The sequence below is a fragment of the Pseudomonas sp. Irchel 3F3 genome (assembly GCF_900187545.1).
GTDB classification, from domain to species: Bacteria; Pseudomonadota; Gammaproteobacteria; order Pseudomonadales; family Pseudomonadaceae; genus Aquipseudomonas; species Aquipseudomonas fortuita.
On sequence record NZ_FYDS01000001.1, the window covers coordinates 389,817 to 411,417 of the forward strand.

Sequence of the window (21,601 nt, forward strand, 5' to 3'; positions counted from 1 at the left end):
GTCTGTTCTGCCGGTTCTTTTGAAAAACTGAACATGGTTCTAAATTGTCGAGTACTGATTCTGGAATCTGGTTTCAGAATCAGCACAACAACAATCACAAGAGGACAGGCTGTTGAACGCACCCCTTCGTATTGCCCTGATCGGCGCCGGCATCATGGGCCGCCAGCACTACCAGCACTTGCGTAATGTGCCGCAAGCCCAACTGTGTGCGATAGCCGACCCCGGTCCGCAGGCCGAAGTTTTTGCCGCCGAATGGGGTGTGCCCTGTTTTGCCGACCACCGACAGATGTTGGAGCGTGTGCGCCCCGAGGCAGTGATCGTTGCCAACCCGAACAACCTGCATGTGGCGACCGCGCTGGATTGCATCGAGGCTGGCGTGCCAGTGCTGGTCGAGAAACCGGTGGGTGTGCACCTGGATGAAGTCCGTGCGTTGGTAGAGGCATCGCGCAGCCGGGGTGTACCGGTGCTGGTTGGCCATCACCGGCGGCACAATCCACTGATCGCCAAGGCGCACCAGGTGATTGCAGACGGCAAGCTGGGCCGGCTGATCAACGTCACCGCACTGTGGCAGCTGCAAAAACCTGACAGCTACTTCGACACCCCATGGCGTCGCGAGCCGGGGGCTGGCTTCTTGCTGACCAACCTGATCCATGACCTCGACCTGCTGCGCCATCTGTGCGGCGAGGTGGTGCAGGTGCAGGCATTCACCCGTAACGACGTACGCGGTTTTGCCAACGAAGACAGCGCGGCGGTGCTTTTGCAGTTCGCCAACGGTGCGCTGGGCAGCCTCACCGGCTCCGATGCGGTAGCCGCGCCCTGGAGCTGGGAGCTGGACTCTGGCGAAAGCCCGATGTACCCGCGCCAGGATGGCCAGCCATGCTACCTGCTGGCCGGCACCCAAGGGGCGCTCAGCATCCCCCAGCTCAAGCGCTGGCACTACGCCGAGGCGGGGGCGGGCTGGCACACGCCGCTGCTGCAGAGCGAAGAAACCATTCCTGGCGGCGAGGCATTGACCTTGCAGTTGCAGCATTTCGTGCGGGTAGCCCGGGGTGAGCAGGCGCCGCTGATCGACGCTGCCGACGCTGGCCGCACCCTGGCGCTGGTCGAAGCCATTCGCCAGGCCTCACAAAGCGGCCGAGCCTGTGCGCCCGAGCAGATTGCCTAAGCCGACCTTGACTTATTTTTGGTGACGAACAATGACTGATCGAATTTTCTCCCTCGCCGCCCTGACGGTCCTCGAACTGTCCCCGCCGGACATGGTCGAGGCAGCTGCCCGCGCCGGTTACAGCCACGTTGGCCTGCGCCTGGTGCCGGCCACCGAACAGGAGCAGCATTTCCCGCTGGTGGCCGACGCCGACCTGCGCCGGCACACCCAGGCGCGCCTGCGCGACACCGGTATCAAGGTGCTCGACCTGGAGATACTGCGCCTGAAGCCCGAAACCTGCGTGGCCGATTTCGAGCCTATTCTGGCGGTAGGCGCCGAGCTGGGTGGCACAGAGCTGCTGGTGGCTGGCAACGACCCGGATGAAGCCCGTCTGACCGAGCGCTTTGCCGCGTTGTGTGACCTGGCAGCGGGGTATGGCATTTACCCGCATCTGGAGTTCATGCCCTGGACTGATGTGCGCGACCTGAGCCAGGCCATGCGGGTGGTGGCCAACGCCGACCGCAGCAATGGCTGCGTACTGGTGGATGCCTTCCACTTCAATCGCTCCCGGTCTTCGCTGGACGACCTGGCACAACTGGCGCCGCAGCGCATGCGCTACGCCCAGCTGTGCGACGTCGCCGGCCCGGTACCGGCCGACATGGACGAAATCCTGCGCCAGGCGCGTAACGAGCGGCGCTTCCCTGGTGACGGCGATGCCGACCTGGTCAGCTTGCTGCGCGGCTTGCCGCCAACCGTGCCGCTAAGCCTGGAAATCCCCACTCGGCAGTTGCTTGAGCAGGGCATCAGCGGCGAACAGCGCGCGCGTATGGCGCTGGAGAAAGCCATGGCGGTATTGGCCACAGCCTGATTCGACCGGCAATGTGGCTTTGCGGGAGCAACCGTCTTGCTCACACGATGAAGTTTGCACGATCACAGTGGGACCGGGCTTACCCGCGAACACCGGCGGAGCCGGTGCCATTCACCGTGTTGGATTCTTCGCGGGTAAACCCGCTCCCACAGGTAATCGCGCAGGCTTCAGGCTTATGCAGTACCTGTGGGGACAACTGTCTTGCACAACACCTGAGAGCTAGCGCGATCATTGTGGGAGCGGGCTTGCCCCGCGAACACCGGCGGAGCCGGTGCCATTCACCGTGTTGGATTCTTCGCGGGTAAACCCGCTCCCACAGGTAATCGCGCAGGCTTCAGGCTTATGCAGTACCTGTGGGGACAACTGTCTTGCACAACGCCTAAACGCCAGCGCGATCACTGTGGGAGCGGGCTTGCCCCGCGAACACCGGCAAAGCCGGTGCCATCCACCGCGCTAGATTCTTCGCGGGCACGCCCGCTCCCACAGGTAATCGCGCAGGCTTCAGGCATATGCAGTACTTGTGGTGACAACTGTCTTGCACAACACCTGAGAGCTAGCGTGATCATGGTGGGAGCGGGCTTGCCCCGCGAAAACCGGCGGAGCCGGTGCCATTCACCGTGTTGGATTCTTCGCGGGCACGCCCGCTTCCACAGGTACCGAGCAGGCTTCAGGCTTATGCAGTACCTGTGGTGACAACTGTCTTGCACAACACCCGAGAGCTAGCGCGGTCACTGTGGGAGCGGGCTTGCCCCGCGAACACCGGCGGAGCCGGTGCCATTCTCCGTGTGATCACCGAAAAAAAAGGGCCCGCAAGGGCCCCGTAGAGGTAAGTGGCTAGCGCCCTCAGGCGCTCTCGACCTTGCGTGGTGCCATGAAGTACATCCACACCAGCGCCAGGAAATACATGGCCGGGATCATCGTGAACAACACGGCATAGTTGTTGTTGGTGGCGGTCAGCACGCTGCCGACGATCTGCGTCATGAACATCCCGCCAATCGCCGCGCACATGCTGCCGAAGCCGAACACCGTGCTCACCAGGTGCTTGGGTGTGTAGTCCATCACCAGGCTCCAGATATTTGCCGTCCACGCCTGGTGGGCGCCTACCGCCAGCGAAATGGCTGCCACGGCGACCCATAGGCCACTGGCGTTGGCGGCAAAGACGACGCTGACCATGGTGCAGGCAAAGATCAGCATCGACACCAGTCGCGCGGTGGTGGCCCGCACGCCTCGGCCAATCAGCCAGGACGACAGGATGCCGCCACCGATGCTGCCGAAGTCCGCCGTCAGCCAGATGATGATCAGCGGGATGCCCATCTGGGTCACGTTGATGCCCAGGCTGTATTGCTGGTTGAGAAACGGCGGCAGCCAGTACAGGTAGAACCAGAACACCGGCGCCGTAATCGCATAGGCCACCGCAAAAGCCCAGGTGCCGCGCAGGCGCAGAATACGGCTGAACGGCACGCGGGTCGGCTCTGGCTCGTCATCCTGCTGGATGTACTGCACCTCGCTCTGGCGCACGCTGGGATGGTCTTCAGGGTTGTAGTACTTCAACACCCACAGCACCACCCACACCAGGCCCAGGCAGCCCATGGCGATAAACGCGGCCTGCCAGCCCCACACAGCGAGGATCAGCGGCAGCAGGGCCGGCGTGACCATGGCGCCGACGTTGGTGCCGGCGTTGAACAGGCCGGTAGCGATCGCCCGCTCACCCGCCGGGAACCACAACCGCACGGTCTTCACGCAGGCCGGGTAGTTGGCGGCCTCGGTCAGGCCCAGGATGAACCGGCAGACCATGAAGCCGGCTGCTGAAGTGGCCAGGCCATGGGCGCCGGTGGCCAGGCTCCACAGCAGCACGGCGAAGAAGAAGGCGCGTTTTACGCCAACCTTGTCGATCAGCCGGCCCTGCAGCAGAAAGCCGATGGCATAGCCAACCTGGAACCAGAAGTTGATGTTGGCGTAGTCCATCGCCGTCCAGCTCATCTCCTTGGCCAGCACGGGCTGCATGATGCCAAGGGCGGCGCGGTCGATGTAGTTCAGGGTGGTGGCGAAGAACACCAGGGCGAGCATGCCCCAGCGGGTCTTGCCGACGCCGAAGGCGCCGCGAAGCTTGTCGCCAATCGAACCCTGGTGCATCCGGGGCGCGGCGGGGGTGGTCTTGGTGTGGTTCATAAACTGCTCGTTTCTTGAAATTGTATTCAGCTGCGGTGCTACGGTACGTGACCAAGTCCCAGGCAGGGGGGGCACGCAAGGCCGGTGCATGGTGAGCAGTGAAGGCGGCAGCGTCAATTCGAGAGACGGGCTACTGTTCGGTTACCGAACGGTTGCGTTGGCTTGCGGGCGCGGCAGGGATTCACGCCAATAAAGGGTAGAAGGCTTTCAACCTGGTTGCCTGATGGGGCGCAGGTCCAGAAGGGAAGGACAGGCTGTGGTGGTCGTGCCTGGCAGGGTCAGGGGGGCTACTGGTCAGATTTGGGCGTGTTCACAGACCATGCAGTTGCCCAGCTTTCGACCTCCTCCCGGCCGTACTGCTGAATCCACAACCGCACGGTTTTGTGCAGGGTGCTCTTTGCTTCAACTTCCTGCCCTGTGTGTGGGTTTATATAGTATTTGCTTTGCCGGGCTCTATAAAGTCGGGGCGGTGCGACAGGACGGCATTGCTGATAGACCTCGTCAATGTTGGTCGTGCATTCGCTCTCGATGATGGCCAGGACATGGGACAGATTGAATTGATATTCGGCAAGCAGCATGTGGAGTTTGCTTTCAAATTCGAAGTCACGGATGAGGTTGGGGTCGATTTTAATGAAGGAAAGTTCGGGCTTTGCCGTAAGCAGTCGTTCGAGGGCACGGAATTCGGCGAGGCGGGACATGGCTTATCTCCATCGGGCGATGAGATAAGTGTTAGTGGTTGTCGGGCGTAAATGCAAGCGGTGAAATAATTTGATGGATTTTTCTTGATAACCCATGGGGCTGTGTTGAGCGTGGGCTGTTTAGTTCTAAGTGCCCTGTGTAAGAATATTCCCACGCTGGAGGCTATTATAATATCATCAATTACCATGGGGTACTGTGCCTGTGAGCGCATCCTCGTTATTTGGACCGAAGAACGGCCCAATCAATTGATTGACCGGCTTCAAAACCGAGGGAGAGGTTTGGTTTTAACGCTGGGGTTTACCGCATTCGGCTCAGTGCCGGTTTTGCTTTCAATCAATGAGCCAACCCTGGTCCCCCTCGATCAGAGCCCCTCCGTGGCTGGTAGTGTCTCCCTCCCTCGCTGCGGGTTGGCCCTCGATAATCGTGCATGCAGCGCCGGTTTCGATGACTGCGCCACAACTGATGCGGTCGCCCACGCGTGCGACGGCCCTGAGATGTTATTTTGGTTGGCTAGCGTGTTCTCGAAATGCAGAACCAAACCAGCACCTACGATGTGGCCGGTCGGGGCGATTGGGAATACGTCCATTCCTTGAACGTCACGGAGAGTGCTCAAGCTTCCTGACCACTCGCTTATCCCGAGTACAAAGCCAGGCAGCAGCACCGCGAACTCAACGGTTGGTTGAGGTGTGGGTACTTCGTTATGGGTGATGGCAATCCAGTTGGGCGGAGACCAGTGATCGTTCCGATGCCATTTAGTGTCAACTTTAGTTATGCCGAGTGACAGGGCCTGTTCAAGCTCGGCATGCCCTTCGACCTGCTGCTCAAGGTTGCCGCCAATGCGGGTGTGGTGATTGGCTGTGATCTGGTCGTGGCGGTGATTGCCGATGGTTTCCACACGATCCTTGGCGATCTTGATTGTGTGGTTTTGACCGATGTCGAGCGTGGCGTCATGCCCGAGACGTCCTGGCAGGTGATGGAGAACGGGCAGGTGCTCGATGCCGGGCGGGGCCTGCCAGCCATCGAGCAGATCAGGAAGCTGATCGGTGCCCAGCGTATCGAGGTTGTGAGTGAGCACGGCGAGGTCGACGGGCTGACCTTCGATGCTCAAAGCCTGGATCCGCTGATCAGCCAGGCGCGAAGCACATGCCGGTGGTAGCGCAGGTATCCGCGGCCGAAGTCGCTCGGCTGCTCGCACCGATTGATCCAGCGGTGCCTGCCGGGCTGTTCGATGTCGAGGACGAAACCTACCAGGCCATAGACCAGGAAATGGTCAAGCTGGGTGGGCTGCAGGACGCCTCGATCGACTGGGTCTACATCGAAGAAGCGTCCCGACAGTACCTGAGCCAGCAATGCAAGCATTTGCGAATTGTTGCGCACCTGAGTGCCGCATGGCTGCGTAGCGGCTGCTGGCAGCGTTGGGGATTCAGCTTGGCGCTGTTGGCCGGCATGATCGAGTGCTACTGGGAAACTGCTCATCCCAAGCCTGGGCCGAAAGGCTTTCTGGGCAAGCGCAAGTTGGTTGGCCTGGTGGTCAGCCGCTTGGTCGAGGCGCTACCGCGTCTTGACCGTTTCACCTTTAGTCCTACTCATGCAGCGGCGGCGCAGGCGGCGTTCAACCACCTGCAGCAACAGGGCACGGCACAGCTGGAGGCAGCTGTTCTCGACGAATTGGGGCGCCTGCTGCGAAAGCACATAGAGCTCGCCAACGGTGTCGGCGAGGGTGCGATACCCAAGCCACCGGCGGCGAGCGTGAAACCTGCGCCGCTGGCCGACGTCATCGCCACACCCGCGTCACACCTGTCGATGGGCAATGAGCGTGAGACACGGCGGGCTGTGCTCGCCATGGCCGAGCTCATCAACCAGCAGGACCCTTATGACGCTACTGGCTACCAGTTACGGCGTTTTGGGTTGTGGGCGCACATTCAGGCTGCTCCCCCGGCCAGGCAGGGCAACCGTACGGAATTGATGGCGGTTCCGCTGGATATCACGCGGGTCTATGAAGAGGCCATTGCCAGTACGGCATTTGACCCTGCACTGCTTCAGCGTATTGAAAAAAGCGTGACGGCTTGCCCCTACTGGATTCGTGGCAGCTTTCTGGCTGCGACCGTTGCCGCACGGCTGGCGATGGGCGAGGTGGCTGAAGCCATCCGTTGTGCGACTGCCCGGTTTGTACAGCGAATGCCGGCGCTGCAGCAGTTGTGCTTCAGTGACGGCACGGTGTTTGTCGACGACCAATGCCTGGCCTGGCTCAAAGGCATGCAAGGGCCCTCCGAGCAAAGTTCAACCTCCCACGAGTTTGGCGGCCTGCGCGAGGAGCTGGTCAGCCAGCTGGAAACCACTGGTGTAGAGCCGGTGCTCCTCAGGCTGCAAGGGCTGCAAGCGGGCTTTCGTGCTCCCCGTGAGCGCTGCCACGCCACCGTGATCGCTGCCGACCTGCTGGCCGCGCGGGGGGTGTCGTGGCTGGCCCAGAACCTGTGCGCCAGCGTTGCCCAAACGATGCAGCAAACCACCGCCAGCGCGTGGGAGCCAGAAGTGTTCCAGCGGCTTCAGCAGTACGCGACATCCCCAGCGCTGGCAGTTCAAGACAAGGAACAGGAGCCTCGATGAATCAAATATGGACGCAACTCAAACGTTGGGGCTTGCCGTGGGTAACGCGCATTGGCCTGGCGCTGCCGCTGCTGCTTGGGCTTGGCGCCTTGCTGATGCTGGTCGCTATTTGGTGGCTTGGCCCGCAATGGATGTGGCGTGAGCAACAGCCGCTGGCAAGTGTGGCTCATCGCAGCGTGGCAAGCCTGGTACTCGTGCTGGTGCCGCTTTTGTGCTGGCTTGTGGTGGTGCGCCGGCGCTTACGCCGCCTGCAAGCAGAACGCCGGCAGGCACGCGCCGTCGAACTGGATGGCACGCTACCGTTCATGCAGGCGCAAGAGAAGGCGTTGAGCCAAGGGCTTGAGCGATACCTCGACAATGCCGGTGGGCGACGCGCCCTGTACCGGCTGCCCTGGTACCTGGTGTTGGGCGATGAAAAATCGGGTAAAACCAGCTTCATCGACCGCACCGATCAGCGCTTTACCCTGACGCGAATCGACCAGGCCCAGGCACGGGGTCGACAGGCTGAAGCACTGGCCTACCCGGTCGGTTGGTGGGTCAGCGACGATGCCGTGATCATTGATCCGCCCGGTATCTTCATCAGTCAAAAGCCCCCGGCTGGTTCGGCCGCCAACGACCCCTCCGAGTCTGAACCCTTCGCGACGCTCGGTACCGAGGCCCGGTTGTGGGAGCACTTGTTGAGCTGGCTTGTGCGTAATCGAAGCCAGCGGGCGCTTAATGGTGTGTTGCTGGTCGTCGACTTGCCGGCGCTGTTGAATGGCAAGCCCGACCAACGCGTCGCGCTGGCCCATGGGTTGCGCACACGCCTGTACGAAGTCAGCACCCAGCTGGGGTCGCGCCTGCCACTGTACGTGGTACTGACCAAATTCGATCTGCTGGACGGCTTCGATCAGTTCTACGGCAAGCTTCCCGCCGCCAAGCGTGAAAGCCTGTTGGGATTCACGTTCAAGCTGGATGCAGTTGAGGCGTTCGATGCCTGGCTGGATGAGTATGACGAGCACTACGGACAGCTTCTCGCCACATTGAACGAGCAGGTGATCGATCGCCTGGACGTACTGGGCAAAACAGCGCCGCGCGGGCGCCTGTTCTCACTGCAAGCCCAACTGGTCGGGTTGCGACCCATACTGCTGGCATTTCTGCGCGAAGCCTTGGCAAGTGACCGTTTCACCACGCCACCGTTGGTACGTGGTGTGTATTGGTCGTCAGTGGTGCAGCACGGCGACATGAGCAATGCATTTGTCCGTGAAGCGGCACAGCCCTACAAGACGAAACTTCCCCTGCGTGAGGGCAAGGCACAGGGCAAGGCGTTGGCCTATTTCATCCAGCAAGCATTCAGGCGGGTTATCTATCAGGAGGCCGGCCTGGCGGGCGACAACGTCCGGGTAGCGCGCAGCAAGCGCCAATTGCTGTGGATTGGTTCTGGCGTAGGCCTCCTGGCGTTCAGTATCGCCATCGCCAGCTGGCAGCGCTACTTCGATATCAATAGCTCCAAGGCTGCCAGTGTGTTCGCCAAAAGCCAGGAGTACAGCCGTCACGAAGTCGATCTGCGGCTTGATCCGACCGGGCGCAACCTGCTGGAGCCACTGGACCAGATTCGCGATGCGGTGGCGGTGTTTGGCGACTATCGCGCGGCGTGGCTGGGTGTTGCCGATTTTGGTCTGTATCAAGGGCGCAACATTGGCCCCCTGGTTGATGAGGCGTACCTGAGCTTGTTGTCCAGGCGTTTCTTGCCGGCGTTGGCCAGTGGTGTGATCGATGCCATGAACGCAGCACCTTCTGGCAGCGAGCAGCAAATGGCCGCGCTCAGGGTTTACCGGATGATCGAGGACCGCGACAGCCGCCGGCCCGAATGGGTCGAGGACTGGATGGCCCGTCATTGGCAACGGGCATTTCCTGGGCAAGGGCAACTGCAGCGTGACCTCATGCAGCATTTGAAGTACGCCTTGGCCTATGCAGACACGGATTTGCCGCAGTACCGCCAGCGTGTCAGCGAAGTGCAGCAGGCATTGCGCAAATTGCCGTTGCCACAGCGGGTCTATGCAGGGCTGAAGCAACAGGCGCAAGAGCAGTTGCACAGCGGTCTGGACCTGCGCCACCAGGTAGGGCCTGCGTTCGATGTGGTGTACCAGCCGTCTTCCGGGGCCAGGCAAGGGGAGGAGGAGGTACTGCTGGCCGCCATGCTTACCGCCAAAGGCTTCAGGGAATACTTCGAGCCGCGCAGCCAGCGGTTCGCTGAAATGGCGATGGTCGATCAGTGGGCCTTGGGCGAGCGCAGCCAAATCGACTATTCGGACGTCGACCGCAATGCGTTGACCGAACGGCTGCATAACCTCTACAGCGCCGATTACATTGACAGCTGGCGACGCGCCTTGAATGCATTCACCGTCGCCGACTTCCGTGATCTGGACCATGGTGTCACGGTCCTGCAGCAGTTGACCGGCCCAGCAGCACCTTTGCAGCGGCTGCTGGATACGGTGAGGGATAACACCTCACTCGCTTCCCCGGCTGGTGTTGAAATAACGGGTGAACTGAATACGCTGCGCTCAGCAACGCGCAAACCCGAGCAACAGCAAGCCTTGGCCATCCAGCGGGCGTTTGCAGGCTTGGGCGCGATGCTGCAGGCCACAGGAGAAAAGCCGAGCTACTACGATGAAACCCTCGGCGCTGTTGCGGCCGTGCTGGACTACGCCAAGGCCGTACAGGACAGCCCGGACCGCGGCAAGGCCGCACTGCAAGCTGTGCATCAGCGCTTTGCGATGACCGGGCATGACCCGATAGGCACCCTTCAACGTATTGCCACAGGCTTGCCGGAGCCCATCAACCACCAGGTCAGAAAGCTCGCCGACCAGACCGCCCAGGTGCTGAACGTTGAAGCACTGCGCGAACTGGAGCGGCGTTGGGATGCTGAAGTTTACAGTTTCTTCCAGCAACGTCTGGCAGGCCGCTACCCCTTTATGGTGAAGGCACCCGATGCTTCACTCGATGACTTCGAGGCGTTCTTCGGGCCGAAAGGGAGGCTGCAGCAGTTTCATGATCAATACCTGGAGGTCTTCCTGAAGGAGAACCTTGAGGCCTTGCAATCCGCTCAGCACGGGCAATCCTTGATTCGCGCCGACGTGATCGAGCAACTCGAGCTGGCGGATCGCATCCGCGAAACCTTCTTTGACCAGCGCGGCAAGTTGAGTGTGCAGTTCAGCATCGAGCCGTTGGGGCTCAGCGCTAACCAGCGCACCAGTCTGCTGGACCTCGATGGTCAGCTGATTTCCTACACCCATGGGCCGAGCCAGATCACCGGGATCGTCTGGCCCAATACTTTGGGGCAGCAGGTGCGCAGCAACCTTACCTTGCTGAGGCAGAACGGTAACAGCAGCAGCCTGGAGTACCGCGGGCCGTGGTCGATGTTCCGCTTGCTCAGCCGCGGCTCACTCAATGGGCGGACGCCAACCAGCGTAGACCTGAGCTTCCGGACCGGTGATGGCGTGATGCGCTATCGACTGAATGCTGAAAAAGCCTTCAATCCCATCACCCAGCAACCGTTCAAAAGCTTCCGGTTGCCGCGAGGGTTGTTGCAACAGCCGCCCAAGGTGGCTCAGGTAGAGCAGGCGCATGGGCAGCCTTTATGAAAACCAGCCCTTGCGGTGTTCACTGTGAACGCAGGCCACTTAACGCTCTACCGGCCAGATACCCAAAGGTCATCCCCGGGCCAAGGGTAATACCACCACTCGGGTAATACCCGCCCATCACGCTGTGCATGTCATTACCCACCGCAAACAGCCCGGGTATCGGCTGCCCCGCGTGGTCCAGCACCTGGGCCGAGGCGTCGGTGCCCAGGCCGGCGAAGGTGCCAAGGCTGCCTGGCAGCAGTTTAACCGCATAAAACGGCCCCTCCAGCAACGGCCGAAGCGACGGGTTGGGTCCCTGCTGCGGTTCACCCTGGGCCCTGTTGTAGGCCGACGTGCCGCGCTGGAAGGTCGGGTCTTCACCCTGTGCCGCAAAGTGGTTGAAACCGTCCACAGTGCGCTGCAACTGCCCGGCATCGATCCCGCAGCGCTTCGCCAGCTGTGCCAGCGTAGCGCCGCTGTGCAGGTAGCCACAGCGTTGGTAAAAGCGGGTAGGGAAGGGAAACGGTTTGGCCCAGCCGATGCCGTAGCGGCGCTGCGCCGCGTGGTCGCAGATCAGCCAGGCTTCAGGCGGCTCGCCTTGCGGCGTGGCAGCGAACAGTGTGTTCATGAAGTCATGGTAGCAATCGGCTTCGTTGACGAAGCGTCGGCCATCGCGGCGCACGGCAATGAAGCCGGGTTTGGCGCGGTCGATCAGGTGCGGGAAATGGCCGAAGGTTCCATCTTTGCGTGGTACCCGCGAAACCGGTGCCCAAGCGCCGGCTTGGGCCAGCTCGGTGCTTACCAGGCCACCGGCCTGTTCGCCCAGGCGCAGGCCGTCGCCGCTGTTATCTTTGGGCGCGGCAGAGTAATGCCGGGTGCCATCCGGCGCATGCGCCATCAATTGAGCGATGCGCTGGCGGTCGTGCGGGAAGCCGCCACAGGCCAGCACCACACCCCGGCGTGCGTGAATCGCCTGGCCATCGGCAAACAGCGCGCCGCTGACCCGGCCTTCTCCCAACAGGCGGCTGGCCGGCTTGTCGGTCAGCAGCGTCACACCCAGGTCCAGGGCGCTGCGCAGCAGGCGTGCCACCAGTGCGTTGCCATTGACCAGTTGCTGGCCGCGTCGGTGTAGCAGCAGGTCGCGCCCGTGGCGCAGCAGGCGCTTACCTACATGCAACGCTGCCTTGAACGAGCGCGTGGCATTGAAAAAGGCGGCCATGTCGGTGCCGCCGGCAATGCCCATGCCGGCCAGGCTGACGATGTCCAGCGGTGGGCGCAGCCTGTGCAGCCAGGGCCCTAGCAGGCGGCCGTCGTAGGGCAGTGCGCACAGTGAACGGCCGCCGTGTGCGCTGCCGTCACCTTCGCGCATGTCGGGCATGCGGCTGCCGGACTGAAACTGCACAGCAGTGTGCTGCTGGAAAAACGCCACCATCTCGGGGCCGTAGCGCAGGAATGCCCGCTGACGTGCGTCCAGCTCGTGGGTGTGGGTTTGCGCACGCAGGTAGCGTTCTGGGGCATCGTCGGTTTCGACGATGCCTTCGGCAATGGCCAGCGGGTTGCGCGGTACCCATAGCCAGCCCCCCGACCAGGCGCTGGTGCCGCCCAGCTGGCTGGCTTTTTCCGCAACGATCACGCGCAGGCCGTGATGCGCAGCGGTAACGGCGGCTGCCAGGCCAGAAGCACCGGAGCCGATGACGAGTACGTCACATTCGAGGGGTTGCATGCAGGGGTTCCGCTCAGGGGTTGATAGAAGGTCGCTTACGGTTTACTTCAGCGGCGAAAAGCCGGTGGGCCGCATCAGTCGCGATTGCAGGCGTACTACCGCACCCAGTTCGCGGTTGCGCCGCGAGAATTCTGCCCAGCGCGGGTCTGATGCCATCGCGGCGCGGCGCGCTATGCGCTCATCGAGGCTGGTATAGCCCCAGATGTGCACCACCTGGTTCACGTCGCCAAACTCGCTGGTAAAAAAGCCCACCAGGTTACCCAGGTGTTCGCTTTGCACTTCCAGCGCATGGCTTTGGTACAGGGCCAGCCAGTCGGCCATTTTCAGGGGGTCTAGGGTGTAGGTTCTCAATTCGTAGTACATGCAGAGGTCTCCGTTTGGGTGGCCGGCGCCTGCAGGCGCGCGGTGATGTGGTTGGCAGCGAGCCAGCCGAAGGTGAGCGCAGGGCCCAGGGTGATGCCGGGGCCGGGGTAAGTGCCTTTCATCAGTGAGTTCATGTCATTGCCGACCGCGTACAGCCCGGCAATCGGCTGGCCGCTTCGGTTCAGTACATTGGCATCGGCGTTGGTCACCAGGCCGCAGGCCGACCCAAGGTCGCCGGTGTGAATGCGAATGGCGTAGAACGGCCCGCTTGCCAGTGGCGCCAGGCACGGGTTAGGGGTGTGTTGCGGGTCGCCCATGTAGCGGTTGTAGCTGTTGCCGCCTTTGCCGAACGCGCGGTCGATGCCATTGCGGGCATCTGCGTTGAACTGCTCGAGGGTTTGCGCAAGCACCTGTGGGTCAACGCCGATGGCTTGGGCCAGGGCCTCTGGTGTTGCGGCCTGGTACAGGTAGCCGGCGTCGATCAGCGCCTGGTTGTTTACCGGTTTAGGCCGCGCCAGGCCCAGGCCGTAGCGGTTCATGGCCTCGGCATCGCAGACCAGCCAGCAGCTGGCAATGCCGTTGGCGAACATGGTCTGCACGAAGTGGTGGTAAGAGTCCGACTCGTTGACGAAGCGCCGCCCGGTCGGGTCTACCGCGATTACGCCAGGCTTGGCGCGGTCGGTGACCAGGTGCGGGAAGCGTTCACGCTCGCCACTGGCATGGCGCAGTTCGGAAACCGGCGCCCAGAAGAAGTTGGCCGCCAGGCCCTCGCCCTGGGCTGCCGACACAGCCTGGCCAAGGCGCAGGGCAGCGCCGTCGTTGGCAGCGGGCGACATGGTCAGGTGCGGTGTTGGCTGGGCGGGCCGGTAGCCAGCGGCGAGCGCGCCCGCCGCGAACCCACCCATGGCGCACACCACACCGCCACGCGCCAGTACCCGCACACGGCCCCCCTCGTGTTGTACCACCACGCCCGTGACCACGCCCTGTTCAACGATCAGCTCCAAGGCCTCGCTGCGCAACCACAGTTGGGTGCCATGGGCGAAGGCACTGGTGGCCAGGCGTGCGATCAGGGCGTTGCCGGTAGTCAGTCGGGTGCCACGTGGGTGCTGCAGGCGGTCCCGAGCGTAACGCGCCATCAGTTTCAGGCAGTGCCACAGCGACCTGGGTGAGCGGCGTATGCTGAGAAAATGCTGGATATCCACGCGGTTGACCATCATGCCGCCGAACAGCAGCATCCCGGGCGGTGGCATCTGCAGGTCCTTGAAGCGCGGGCCGAGGTGCTTGCCGTCGTATTCGACCATTTCCAGCGCCCGACCAAACTGGGTGGCGCCGGGCGCATCGGGGTAATAATCCGGTGAGTGCGGGCGCAGGGCGTAGCGCAGCTCGGTGTGCTGTTCCAGCCAGCGCAGCGCCTGGTGGCCCTGCTCGATGAAGGCGTCTGCCAATGCAGGCTCGTAGCCATCGCCGATAACGTGCCTGAGGTAGGTGCGCATGGCCTCGGGGGAGTCTTTGGCACCGGCGGCGCGGGCCTGGTCGGTGCCATACAGCCACACCGCCCCGCCGGATATCGCCGACGTGCCGCCGAAGTGCTCGGCCTTTTCCACCACCAGCACCTTCAGCCCGCGCCGCGCTGCCGTGGCTGCAGCGGCAAAACCTCCGGCGCCGCTGCCCAGCACAATAAGGTCAAAGCGCTGCTGTATGTTTTCGATAGTGGCCATGGCCTCAGATCTCCAGTGGCGTCACGCCCATGAAGGCGCCGAGGTGGCCCAGTTGGGCGAAGGCCATTTCCGGGCCAGTCTGGATCGCACAGCCAACCTGCCGAGCCCGGTGCAACAGCGGGGTGATCTCGGGCGAGGTGACCACGTCGGCGACCAGGGTGTCGGGCTGCAGGGTTGCCAGCAGCGCGGCAGACAATGGCAGCTCTGCGCTTGTACCCATACCGACGGGGGAGGCATTGGCCACAAGGTCGAAGTCTTCAAGCCCGCAGACCTGCGTGCTGATGCCGAGCCCGGGGAAGGCCCTGCCAAGCAGTTCGCATAGCGCGCCCAAGCGTGCAGCACTGGGGTCATGGAGGGTGATGCTGGCAATACCGGCCTCACCCAGTGCATAGCTGATGGCACTGCCGACTCCGCCGCAACCAACCACCAAGGCCCGCTTGCCCGCCGGCTCGAAGCCATGCTTGCGCGCAGCCCTCAGGAAGCCGGCGCCGTCCACGTTGTCGCCCAGCAAACGCCCGCCAGGCTCGCGGCGAATCACATTGACCGACCCCAGGGCGGCCGCGCGCGCGCTCAGGCCGTCCAGGCAGTTGGCCAGGGCTTGTTTGTAGGGCACAGTGACCACGCAACCACGCAGGTTCTGCCAGCCGCGCAGGCTGTCTGCAAAGCTGTCCAGCGCTGCTTCGTGCAGGTCGATGGGCAGCATGGCGATGTTGCAGTTGTTGTTGGCGAACCAGGTGTTGAAGTTCTCGGGGGACTTCACCTGGGCGATGGGCGAACCGACGATTGCGACGAGTTCAGTGGAACCACGAATCATGCTGACCTCCTTATTGTTTTGTTGTGGAGGCAAGCGTGCTGCACGGGCGGGGGCGTCAACAATGCGCTGATCGGGCTTTTAGTGCGATAATCGCAATCATGAGCCGGTTATCGCAGTGAACGGCAGTTTTGCAACCCGTTATGAGCCAAAACAATGAACACGTCCGTCATCCACTCCCGGGACCTGATCGCCGGGTTGCAGAAAGGCCTGGCCCTCATGCAATTGTTCAGCGCCGAGCAGCCACGCCTCAGCGTGCCGCAGGCGGCCAGGTTGTCTGGCCTTACCCCCAGCGCCACACGGCGGTTTTTGCTGACCTTGGTGCACGAGGGATTTGCCGAAACCGACAGCCGCGAATACTGGCTGACACCCAAGGCTTTGCGTATTGGCCAGGCGTATGTGGACTCGGCGCAACTGCCGCGCATGCTGCGGCCGATCATCGAGCAGGTGGCGCGCCAGACCCAGGAACATGTGTCGGTGGGTACCCGCGATGGGGACGAAATCATCCACCTGGTGCGCAGCCGTTATAGCCATGTGGCTTCGTTGTCGATCAGGCCCGGCTCGCGGGTGCCGATGTATTGCACGGCCGGGGGGCGGATCTGGCTGGCCTGGCTGGGTGAGGGGGAACGGGAGGCGTACTTTGCACGCAACCCCCTGCGGCCGTTGACGCCTTATACGCTGACAGACCGGGCGCAGCTGGACGCGGAGTTGCAGCGGGTGAAGGGGCAGGGTTTCTGTATCGTTGATCAGGAATTTGAAATCGGCATGCGGGTGCTGGGTGTACCGTTGCTGGACCGGGCCGGTCAGTTGAAAGCGACGCTGACCATCACAACCCACGCTTCGCGGTTGAGTGTTGATGAAATCCGTTTGCGCTATCTGCCACCGCTTTATGAGGCGCAGGCGCTGTTGCGGCCGGTGCTGGATTGAGGCGTTCATACCGCAGGTAGCCCGCTGCGATCCGAGCTGCGATAGCTGGCCTGGCGCACGCGCGACCACTGTGGGAGCGGGCATGCCCGCGAACACCGGCGCAGCCGGTGCCATCCTTCGCGTCGCCTGCTCCCACACTGTCCGCGTCAGCTTCAGCTGAGCCTATTCAACCACCTCGGCCACGCCCTGGTCTTCACCCAGGAACCCACCACTCTGGTGCTGCCACAGCCGGGCATAGGTGCCATTCTTCGCCAGCAGTTCGGCGTGTGTACCTTGCTCGATGATGCGCCCTTCATCCATCACGATCAGCCGGTCCATGGCGGCAATTGTCGACAGCCGGTGGGCGATGGCGATGACGGTCTTGCCTTGCATCATTTCGTCCAGGCTTTCCTGAATGGCCACTTCCACTTCCGAGTCCAGCGCACTGGTGGCTTCGTCCAGCAGCAGGATCGGCGCGTTCTTCAGCATTACCCGGGCAATGGCGATGCGCTGGCGCTGGCCGCCGGACAGCTTGATACCGCGCTCGCCCACCAAGGTGTCGTAACCGTTGTGGCCCTGGCGGTCGCTGAGCTGGCTGATAAAACCATCCGCTTGTGCATTGGCTGCAGCGGCGCGGATTTGGGCGTCGGTTGCGTCCGGGCGCCCATAGGCGATGTTATCCCGAATCGAGCGGTGCAACAGCGAGGTGTCCTGGGTGACCATGCCGATGGCGCTGCGCAGGCTGTCTTGCGTGACCTTGGCGACGTTCTGCCCATCGATGCGGATTTCGCCACTGTCCACGTCGTAGAAGCGCAGCAGCAGGTTGATCAAGGTGGACTTGCCGGCGCCAGAGCGGCCGACCAGCCCGACCTTTTCGCCTGGGTGAATGTGCAGGCTCAAGTCGTTGAGCACCTGGCGCTCGCCGTTGTAGTTGAAACTGACCTTGTCAAAGCTCACCGCGCCGCCGCGGGTTAGCAGCTCGGTGGCACCTGGCGCATCCTGTACCTTGGGACCGCGGGTGAGGGTGGCCATGCCGTCCTGCACGGTGCCGATGTTCTCGAACAGCGAGGTCATCTGCCACATGATCCAGTGCGACATGCCATTGATACGCAGGGCCATGGCGGTAATGGCCGCGACTGCCCCAGTGCCGACCTGGCCCTGGTGCCACAGCCACAGCGCGTAGCCGCCGGCACCAAAGATCAAGCCCACCACCAGTGCCTGGTTGACGATCTCGAACTGGCTGACCAGGCGCATCTGGCGAAAGCCGGTCTGCTTGAAGTCCTCCATGGCCGCGCGGGCAAAGTGCGCTTCGCGTTTGGAGTGCGAGAACAGCTTTACCGTGGTGATGTTGGTGTAGGCGTCGGAAATTCGCCCGGTCATCGACGACCGTGCGTTGGCCTGTTCTTGCCCGACCTTGCCCAGGCGGGGCACGAAATACAGCATGGCCAGCCCGAACAGCACGAGCCAGGCAATGAACGGCAGCATCAGCTTCAAGGCAAAGCCACCGGCCAGGGCGATGATTGCAATGAAGTACACACCGATGCCGGGCAGGATTTCGATGAGCGTGAACAAGACCTCGCGCACCGCCAGCGCCGTTTGCATCACCTTGGTGGTAACCCGGCCAGAGAACTCGTCGGAGAAGAACGACAGGCTCTGGCGCAGCATCAGGCGATGGAAGTCCCAGCGCAGACGCAACGGCAGATTGATTGCCAGCACCTGGTGCTGCACCAGGGTGCGCAGGGCCACCAGCCCGATGCTGGTCACCAGAACGATGCCAATCCCCCACAGTACGTGGCTTTCCTGTGTGCTTGCCGCGCCACCGGCCTGCCAGGCCGAGAGCAGGTCGACCACTTGGCCGAGAAAGGCAAACAGCCAGGCTTCGTAAATCGACACCCCGGCACTGAGCAGTGCCAGGGCAAGAATGTAGCCGCGGGCGCCCCGGGTGCAGGCCCACATGAAGCGCAGCAGGCCAACCGGCGGCGGCGGTACCTCGTCGGGGGGGAAGGGGTCTAGCCAGCGTTCAAAAATGCGAAGCATGCATGTCTCCGGTAAATCAGCATCTGCCTGACAGGTAACCATACCGCACATCGGCATGTTCGACCTGCGCTACAGCAGGTTGACAGCTTGTCCGCCGCCCGAGCATTATCCAGCCATACCTACGCAACGGGTTTGCCAGCATGTCCATGTCCAACCACGCCATTTCCGCTTCGGGCTTCATTGCTCAGGCAGGTGCGTGCGTTGCCGTTGCCAAGAAATCCAAGAAACAGCCGCTCATCTGACCGAGGCGCGCTGTCTCGTCAGGTGGGCTGACGAGACAGAAGGCGCCAGGTATCCCTGCCAGACCACTTCGACTCTTCACCCGCTGACGCTGACTTTCGGTCAACATCAGGAGTTTATGCATGTCGAATTTTCGTGGTATCTGGATCGCCCTTGTCACACCCCTGCGCGCCAATGAAGTTGACTTCGCCGCCCTTGAAAAGCTGGTGAAGAAGCTGCTCGAAGAAGGCGTGGCCGGTTTTGTGGTGTGCGGTACCACGGGGGAGGCGGCGGCACTGTCCAAGGCCGAGCAACTGGCTGTGCTGGACGCTGTGCTGGCCTGGGTGGCGCCAGACAAGGTGGTGATGGGCCTGTCGGGTTACAACTTGCGTGAATTGCTGGCCTTCCAGGCCGAGATCCAGCGGCGCAACATTGCTGGGCTTCTGGTACCGGCGCCTTGCTACATCCGCCCTTCGCAGGCCGGTATCGAAGCCTTCTTCAACACGGTAGCCGATGCCGCCAGCGTGCCGCTTATCGTGTACGACATCCCTTACCGCACCGGCGTGCGCATCGAGCGCGAAACCTTGCGCCGGATTGTGCGCCATCCGCGCATCGCGGCAGTCAAGGACTGCAGCGGCGACAGCGAAACCACGATGGCCTTGATCCAGGACGGCCATGCCCAGGTGCTGGCCGGTGAAGACCTGCAGATATTCAACAACCTGTGCCTGGGCGGTGCAGGGGCCATTTCGGCTTCGGCCCATGTGCATGCGCACCTTTACGTGCGCATGCTGCGGCAGGTCGATAGCAGTGACTGGGCGGCTGCGCGTGGCACGTTCTACCAGCTGCTGCCCTGGATCAGGATGGCCTTTGCCGAGCCCAACCCGGCTGTGGTCAAGGCGGCATTGCAGTTACAGGGCTTGATGACCGACGAGCTGCGCGAACCGATGCAGCCTTGCACTCAACCAACCAGAGACAAACTGCTGGCGGTGCTGGCGCTACCCGGAGCCCTGTAGGAGCAGCCTTTTTGCTGCGAGGAGGCCTTGAAGCCGAACAAGGCCTTCAGGCCCGGCGCGCCACGCGTGCCGACGGCGAGGTAAAAGCCCCTGCGCGCGTCGTGGACTCCCCCGCTGCGTTCAACAGTAGGGTGGGTGCGGTGCTGGCGGCCCTGCCGGGTTAAAGTGTCTTTACTGCGACTGAAGCTGGCATCGTGACTGGAGGCGTTGCAATGACAAAGACCGTTGTTAAAGCCCGCTTCGAAGCAACGCTTCTTCGTCCGGCAAACCCTGGGGATGATTCGTCATGGGCATTCGTGGTACTGCCAAAAGAGGCGAGTGCACAGCTTCCCAGGCGCGGAAGGACGACAGTTGAAGGCACATTGAATGGATACCCTTTCCAGGCAACCCTTGAACCGGATGGTCAACTGAGCCATTGGCTGCAGATCAGCTCTACGTTACTCGACGCTGCAAATGCTGCCATTGGCGACATCGTTACACTGGAGGTGAGCCCTGTGCCGAAGGAGCCCGAACCTGGCATCCCTCCCGATTTTCAGGAGGCACTGGCAGCCACGCCTGAGGCTCGTCTGGTCTGGACCAATACGACGACCCTCGCACGAGTAGACTGGATACACTGGATCACGTCAGCCAAGCAGGCCCAGACGCGCGCAAAACGAATCGCCAATGCATGCGATATGCTTGCCTCCGGCAAGAAGCACGTTTGCTGTTTCGACCCGTCTGGTTACTACAGCAAGGCCTTCCGTGCGCCTGAGGCGCAAGATTGAGAAACGCCGCCGCGGGTGGGAATCCTGAAGCACAAGGGGTCAACCACCCATCCCAGATGCCTCACTAGCACCAAGCATACTCATGGATCGAAAAGCAAACCCGTCATCCACCCCTGACTGGGTCATACGCAGCACTACGCCTGGCAGCGTGGAGCGCATCGAAGCCTGGTTTGGTGGCCATGGCTACGACCCGCATCGTCATGACACATACTCGATAGGCCGTACCCTTGCCGGTGTTCAGAGCTTTCACTACAAGGGGGCGCTGTGCCACGGCGTGCCAGGCAATACCCTTGTGCTGCACCCGGATGAAGTACATGACGGCATGGCTGGCACGGAGGTGGGCTTTCGATACCGTATGGCCTACATCGACCCGTCGTTGATCCAGAACGTGCTCGGGGGCGAACCGTTGCCTTTCATCGCCGGCGGGCTCTCCTGCGACCCGCGTTTGTACCGCGCCAGCGAGGCGTTCGTACAAGCCTTGGACCATCCTCTGGAAACACTGGAGGAGCAGGACGCCGTGTATGACCTGGCCATGGCGCTGCGTGCCGTCGGTGGTAAGCCACGTGGCCGCAAACGCCTGGACTACCGCAGCGCCGAGCGCGCCAGAGCGTTCATCATGGAGCATCTGCACGTAGGCATCACGCTGGAGATGCTCGAACAGGCCAGCGGGCGTGAGCAATGGAGCTTGTCGCGGGACTTTCGCGCCCTCTACGGCACCAGCCCTTACCGGTTTGTCACGCTACGGCGCCTGGACTGTTTTCGCAGGCTGATCCTGGACGGCTTCACCCTGGTCGATGCCGCCCTCGCCGCAGGCTTTCACGATCAGAGCCACATGACCCGGCACTTCACTCGCACCTACGGCGTACCGCCATTGCGTTGGTTGGAACGCTTGCGTGCTGTTCGCTGAGTTGCAGGATCGTACAAGAAAGCCGTGTTTCCCATTCGATAGGCTGGTCGC

The 21,601-nt window shown here is 62.3% G+C and carries 15 protein-coding genes and 3 pseudogenes; 9 read left to right on the forward strand and 9 right to left on the reverse strand.

What is annotated here, in order from left to right:
* Nucleotides 1-112: 112 nt before the first annotated feature.
* Nucleotides 113-1,165, forward strand: coding sequence for a Gfo/Idh/MocA family protein (locus tag CKW35_RS01825; protein WP_016486114.1), 1,053 nt, complete (start codon nt 113-115; stop codon nt 1,163-1,165).
* Between the two features lie 31 nt (nt 1,166-1,196).
* The gene (locus CKW35_RS01830; RefSeq protein ID WP_016486115.1) at nt 1,197-2,012 is read left to right on the forward strand and encodes a sugar phosphate isomerase/epimerase; all 816 of its coding nucleotides are present in this window, start codon (nt 1,197-1,199) and stop codon (nt 2,010-2,012) included.
* Nucleotides 2,013-2,855: 843 nt separating this feature from the next.
* Here the strand turns inward: CKW35_RS01830 and CKW35_RS01845 are convergent.
* From CKW35_RS01845 to CKW35_RS28790, 4 genes and pseudogenes are all read right to left on the reverse strand, one after another.
* Nucleotides 2,856-4,145 (reverse strand): MFS transporter, encoded by a 1,290-nt coding sequence (locus CKW35_RS01845; protein ID WP_371855216.1) that lies wholly within the window; start codon nt 4,143-4,145, stop codon nt 2,856-2,858.
* Between the two features lie 323 nt (nt 4,146-4,468).
* Nucleotides 4,469-4,879 carry a histone-like nucleoid-structuring protein, MvaT/MvaU family gene (locus CKW35_RS01850; RefSeq protein WP_016486117.1) on the reverse strand — a complete coding sequence of 137 codons (411 nt, stop codon included), beginning with the start codon at nt 4,877-4,879 and terminating at the stop codon, nt 4,469-4,471.
* A 330-nt stretch (nt 4,880-5,209) separates the two neighbouring features.
* A pseudogene (locus tag CKW35_RS01855) lies at nt 5,210-5,371 on the reverse strand (PAAR domain-containing protein); the annotation flags it as partial.
* Between the two features lie 299 nt (nt 5,372-5,670).
* Nucleotides 5,671-5,838: pseudogene (locus tag CKW35_RS28790) on the reverse strand (hypothetical protein); the annotation flags it as partial.
* Between CKW35_RS28790 and CKW35_RS01865 the strand changes: the two are divergent.
* From CKW35_RS01865 to tssM, 3 genes and pseudogenes are all read left to right on the forward strand, one after another.
* Nucleotides 5,836-6,036, forward strand: a pseudogene (locus tag CKW35_RS01865) (type VI secretion system-associated protein TagO); the annotation flags it as partial. The pseudogenes CKW35_RS28790 and CKW35_RS01865 sit on opposite strands and share 3 nt — an antisense overlap.
* Nucleotides 6,024-7,487, forward strand: a complete 1,464-nt coding sequence (gene tssA, locus CKW35_RS01870; RefSeq protein WP_070086878.1) for a type VI secretion system protein TssA — start codon at nt 6,024-6,026, stop codon at nt 7,485-7,487. The pseudogene CKW35_RS01865 and the gene tssA, both read left to right, overlap by 13 nt.
* Nucleotides 7,484-11,110 carry a type VI secretion system membrane subunit TssM gene (gene tssM, locus CKW35_RS01875; RefSeq protein WP_095114881.1) on the forward strand — a complete coding sequence of 1,209 codons (3,627 nt, stop codon included), beginning with the start codon at nt 7,484-7,486 and terminating at the stop codon, nt 11,108-11,110. The genes tssA and tssM overlap by 4 nt, the downstream gene beginning before the upstream one ends.
* Nucleotides 11,111-11,129: 19 nt before the next feature.
* On the opposite strand, the gene CKW35_RS01880 is transcribed toward tssM, so the two are convergent.
* From CKW35_RS01880 to CKW35_RS01895, 4 genes are read right to left on the reverse strand one after another with little or no spacing between them, the layout of a single operon-like run.
* A complete protein-coding gene (locus tag CKW35_RS01880; RefSeq protein ID WP_095114882.1) occupies nt 11,130-12,812 on the reverse strand; it encodes an FAD-dependent oxidoreductase in 1,683 nt (560 codons plus the stop codon).
* 42 nt (nt 12,813-12,854) lie between these two features.
* Nucleotides 12,855-13,175 (reverse strand): NIPSNAP family protein, encoded by a 321-nt coding sequence (locus tag CKW35_RS01885; protein WP_060518607.1) that lies wholly within the window; start codon nt 13,173-13,175, stop codon nt 12,855-12,857.
* Nucleotides 13,160-14,893: an FAD-dependent oxidoreductase gene (locus tag CKW35_RS01890; protein WP_095114883.1), complete on the reverse strand. Its 1,734-nt coding sequence runs from the start codon at nt 14,891-14,893 to the stop codon at nt 13,160-13,162. The genes CKW35_RS01885 and CKW35_RS01890 overlap by 16 nt, the downstream gene beginning before the upstream one ends.
* Nucleotides 14,894-14,897: 4 nt before the next feature.
* Complete coding sequence (locus tag CKW35_RS01895) at nt 14,898-15,707, reverse strand: shikimate dehydrogenase (protein WP_095114884.1); 810 nt, start codon at nt 15,705-15,707, stop codon at nt 14,898-14,900.
* Nucleotides 15,708-15,860: 153 nt separating this feature from the next.
* Here CKW35_RS01895 and CKW35_RS01900 point away from each other — a divergent pair, with 153 nt between their 5' ends.
* A complete protein-coding gene (locus CKW35_RS01900; RefSeq protein ID WP_016486129.1) occupies nt 15,861-16,631 on the forward strand; it encodes an IclR family transcriptional regulator in 771 nt (256 codons plus the stop codon).
* A 162-nt stretch (nt 16,632-16,793) separates the two neighbouring features.
* Here CKW35_RS01900 and CKW35_RS01905 read toward each other — a convergent pair whose 3' ends face one another.
* Complete coding sequence (locus CKW35_RS01905; RefSeq protein ID WP_095114885.1) at nt 16,794-18,647, reverse strand: ABC transporter ATP-binding protein; 1,854 nt, start codon at nt 18,645-18,647, stop codon at nt 16,794-16,796.
* Nucleotides 18,648-19,009: 362 nt separating this feature from the next.
* Here CKW35_RS01905 and dapA point away from each other — a divergent pair, with 362 nt between their 5' ends.
* The 3 genes from dapA (at nt 19,010) to CKW35_RS01920 (ending at nt 21,550) form a co-directional block, all read left to right on the forward strand.
* On the forward strand, nt 19,010-19,879 hold the full coding sequence (gene dapA, locus CKW35_RS01910; protein WP_095114886.1) for a 4-hydroxy-tetrahydrodipicolinate synthase: 870 nt from the start codon (nt 19,010-19,012) through the stop codon (nt 19,877-19,879).
* Nucleotides 19,880-20,091: 212 nt separating this feature from the next.
* A complete protein-coding gene (locus tag CKW35_RS01915; protein WP_095114887.1) occupies nt 20,092-20,643 on the forward strand; it encodes a YdeI/OmpD-associated family protein in 552 nt (183 codons plus the stop codon).
* Nucleotides 20,644-20,725: 82 nt separating this feature from the next.
* Complete coding sequence (locus tag CKW35_RS01920; protein ID WP_023049340.1) at nt 20,726-21,550, forward strand: AraC family transcriptional regulator; 825 nt, start codon at nt 20,726-20,728, stop codon at nt 21,548-21,550.
* The last annotated feature ends 51 nt before the right edge of the window (nt 21,551-21,601 follow it).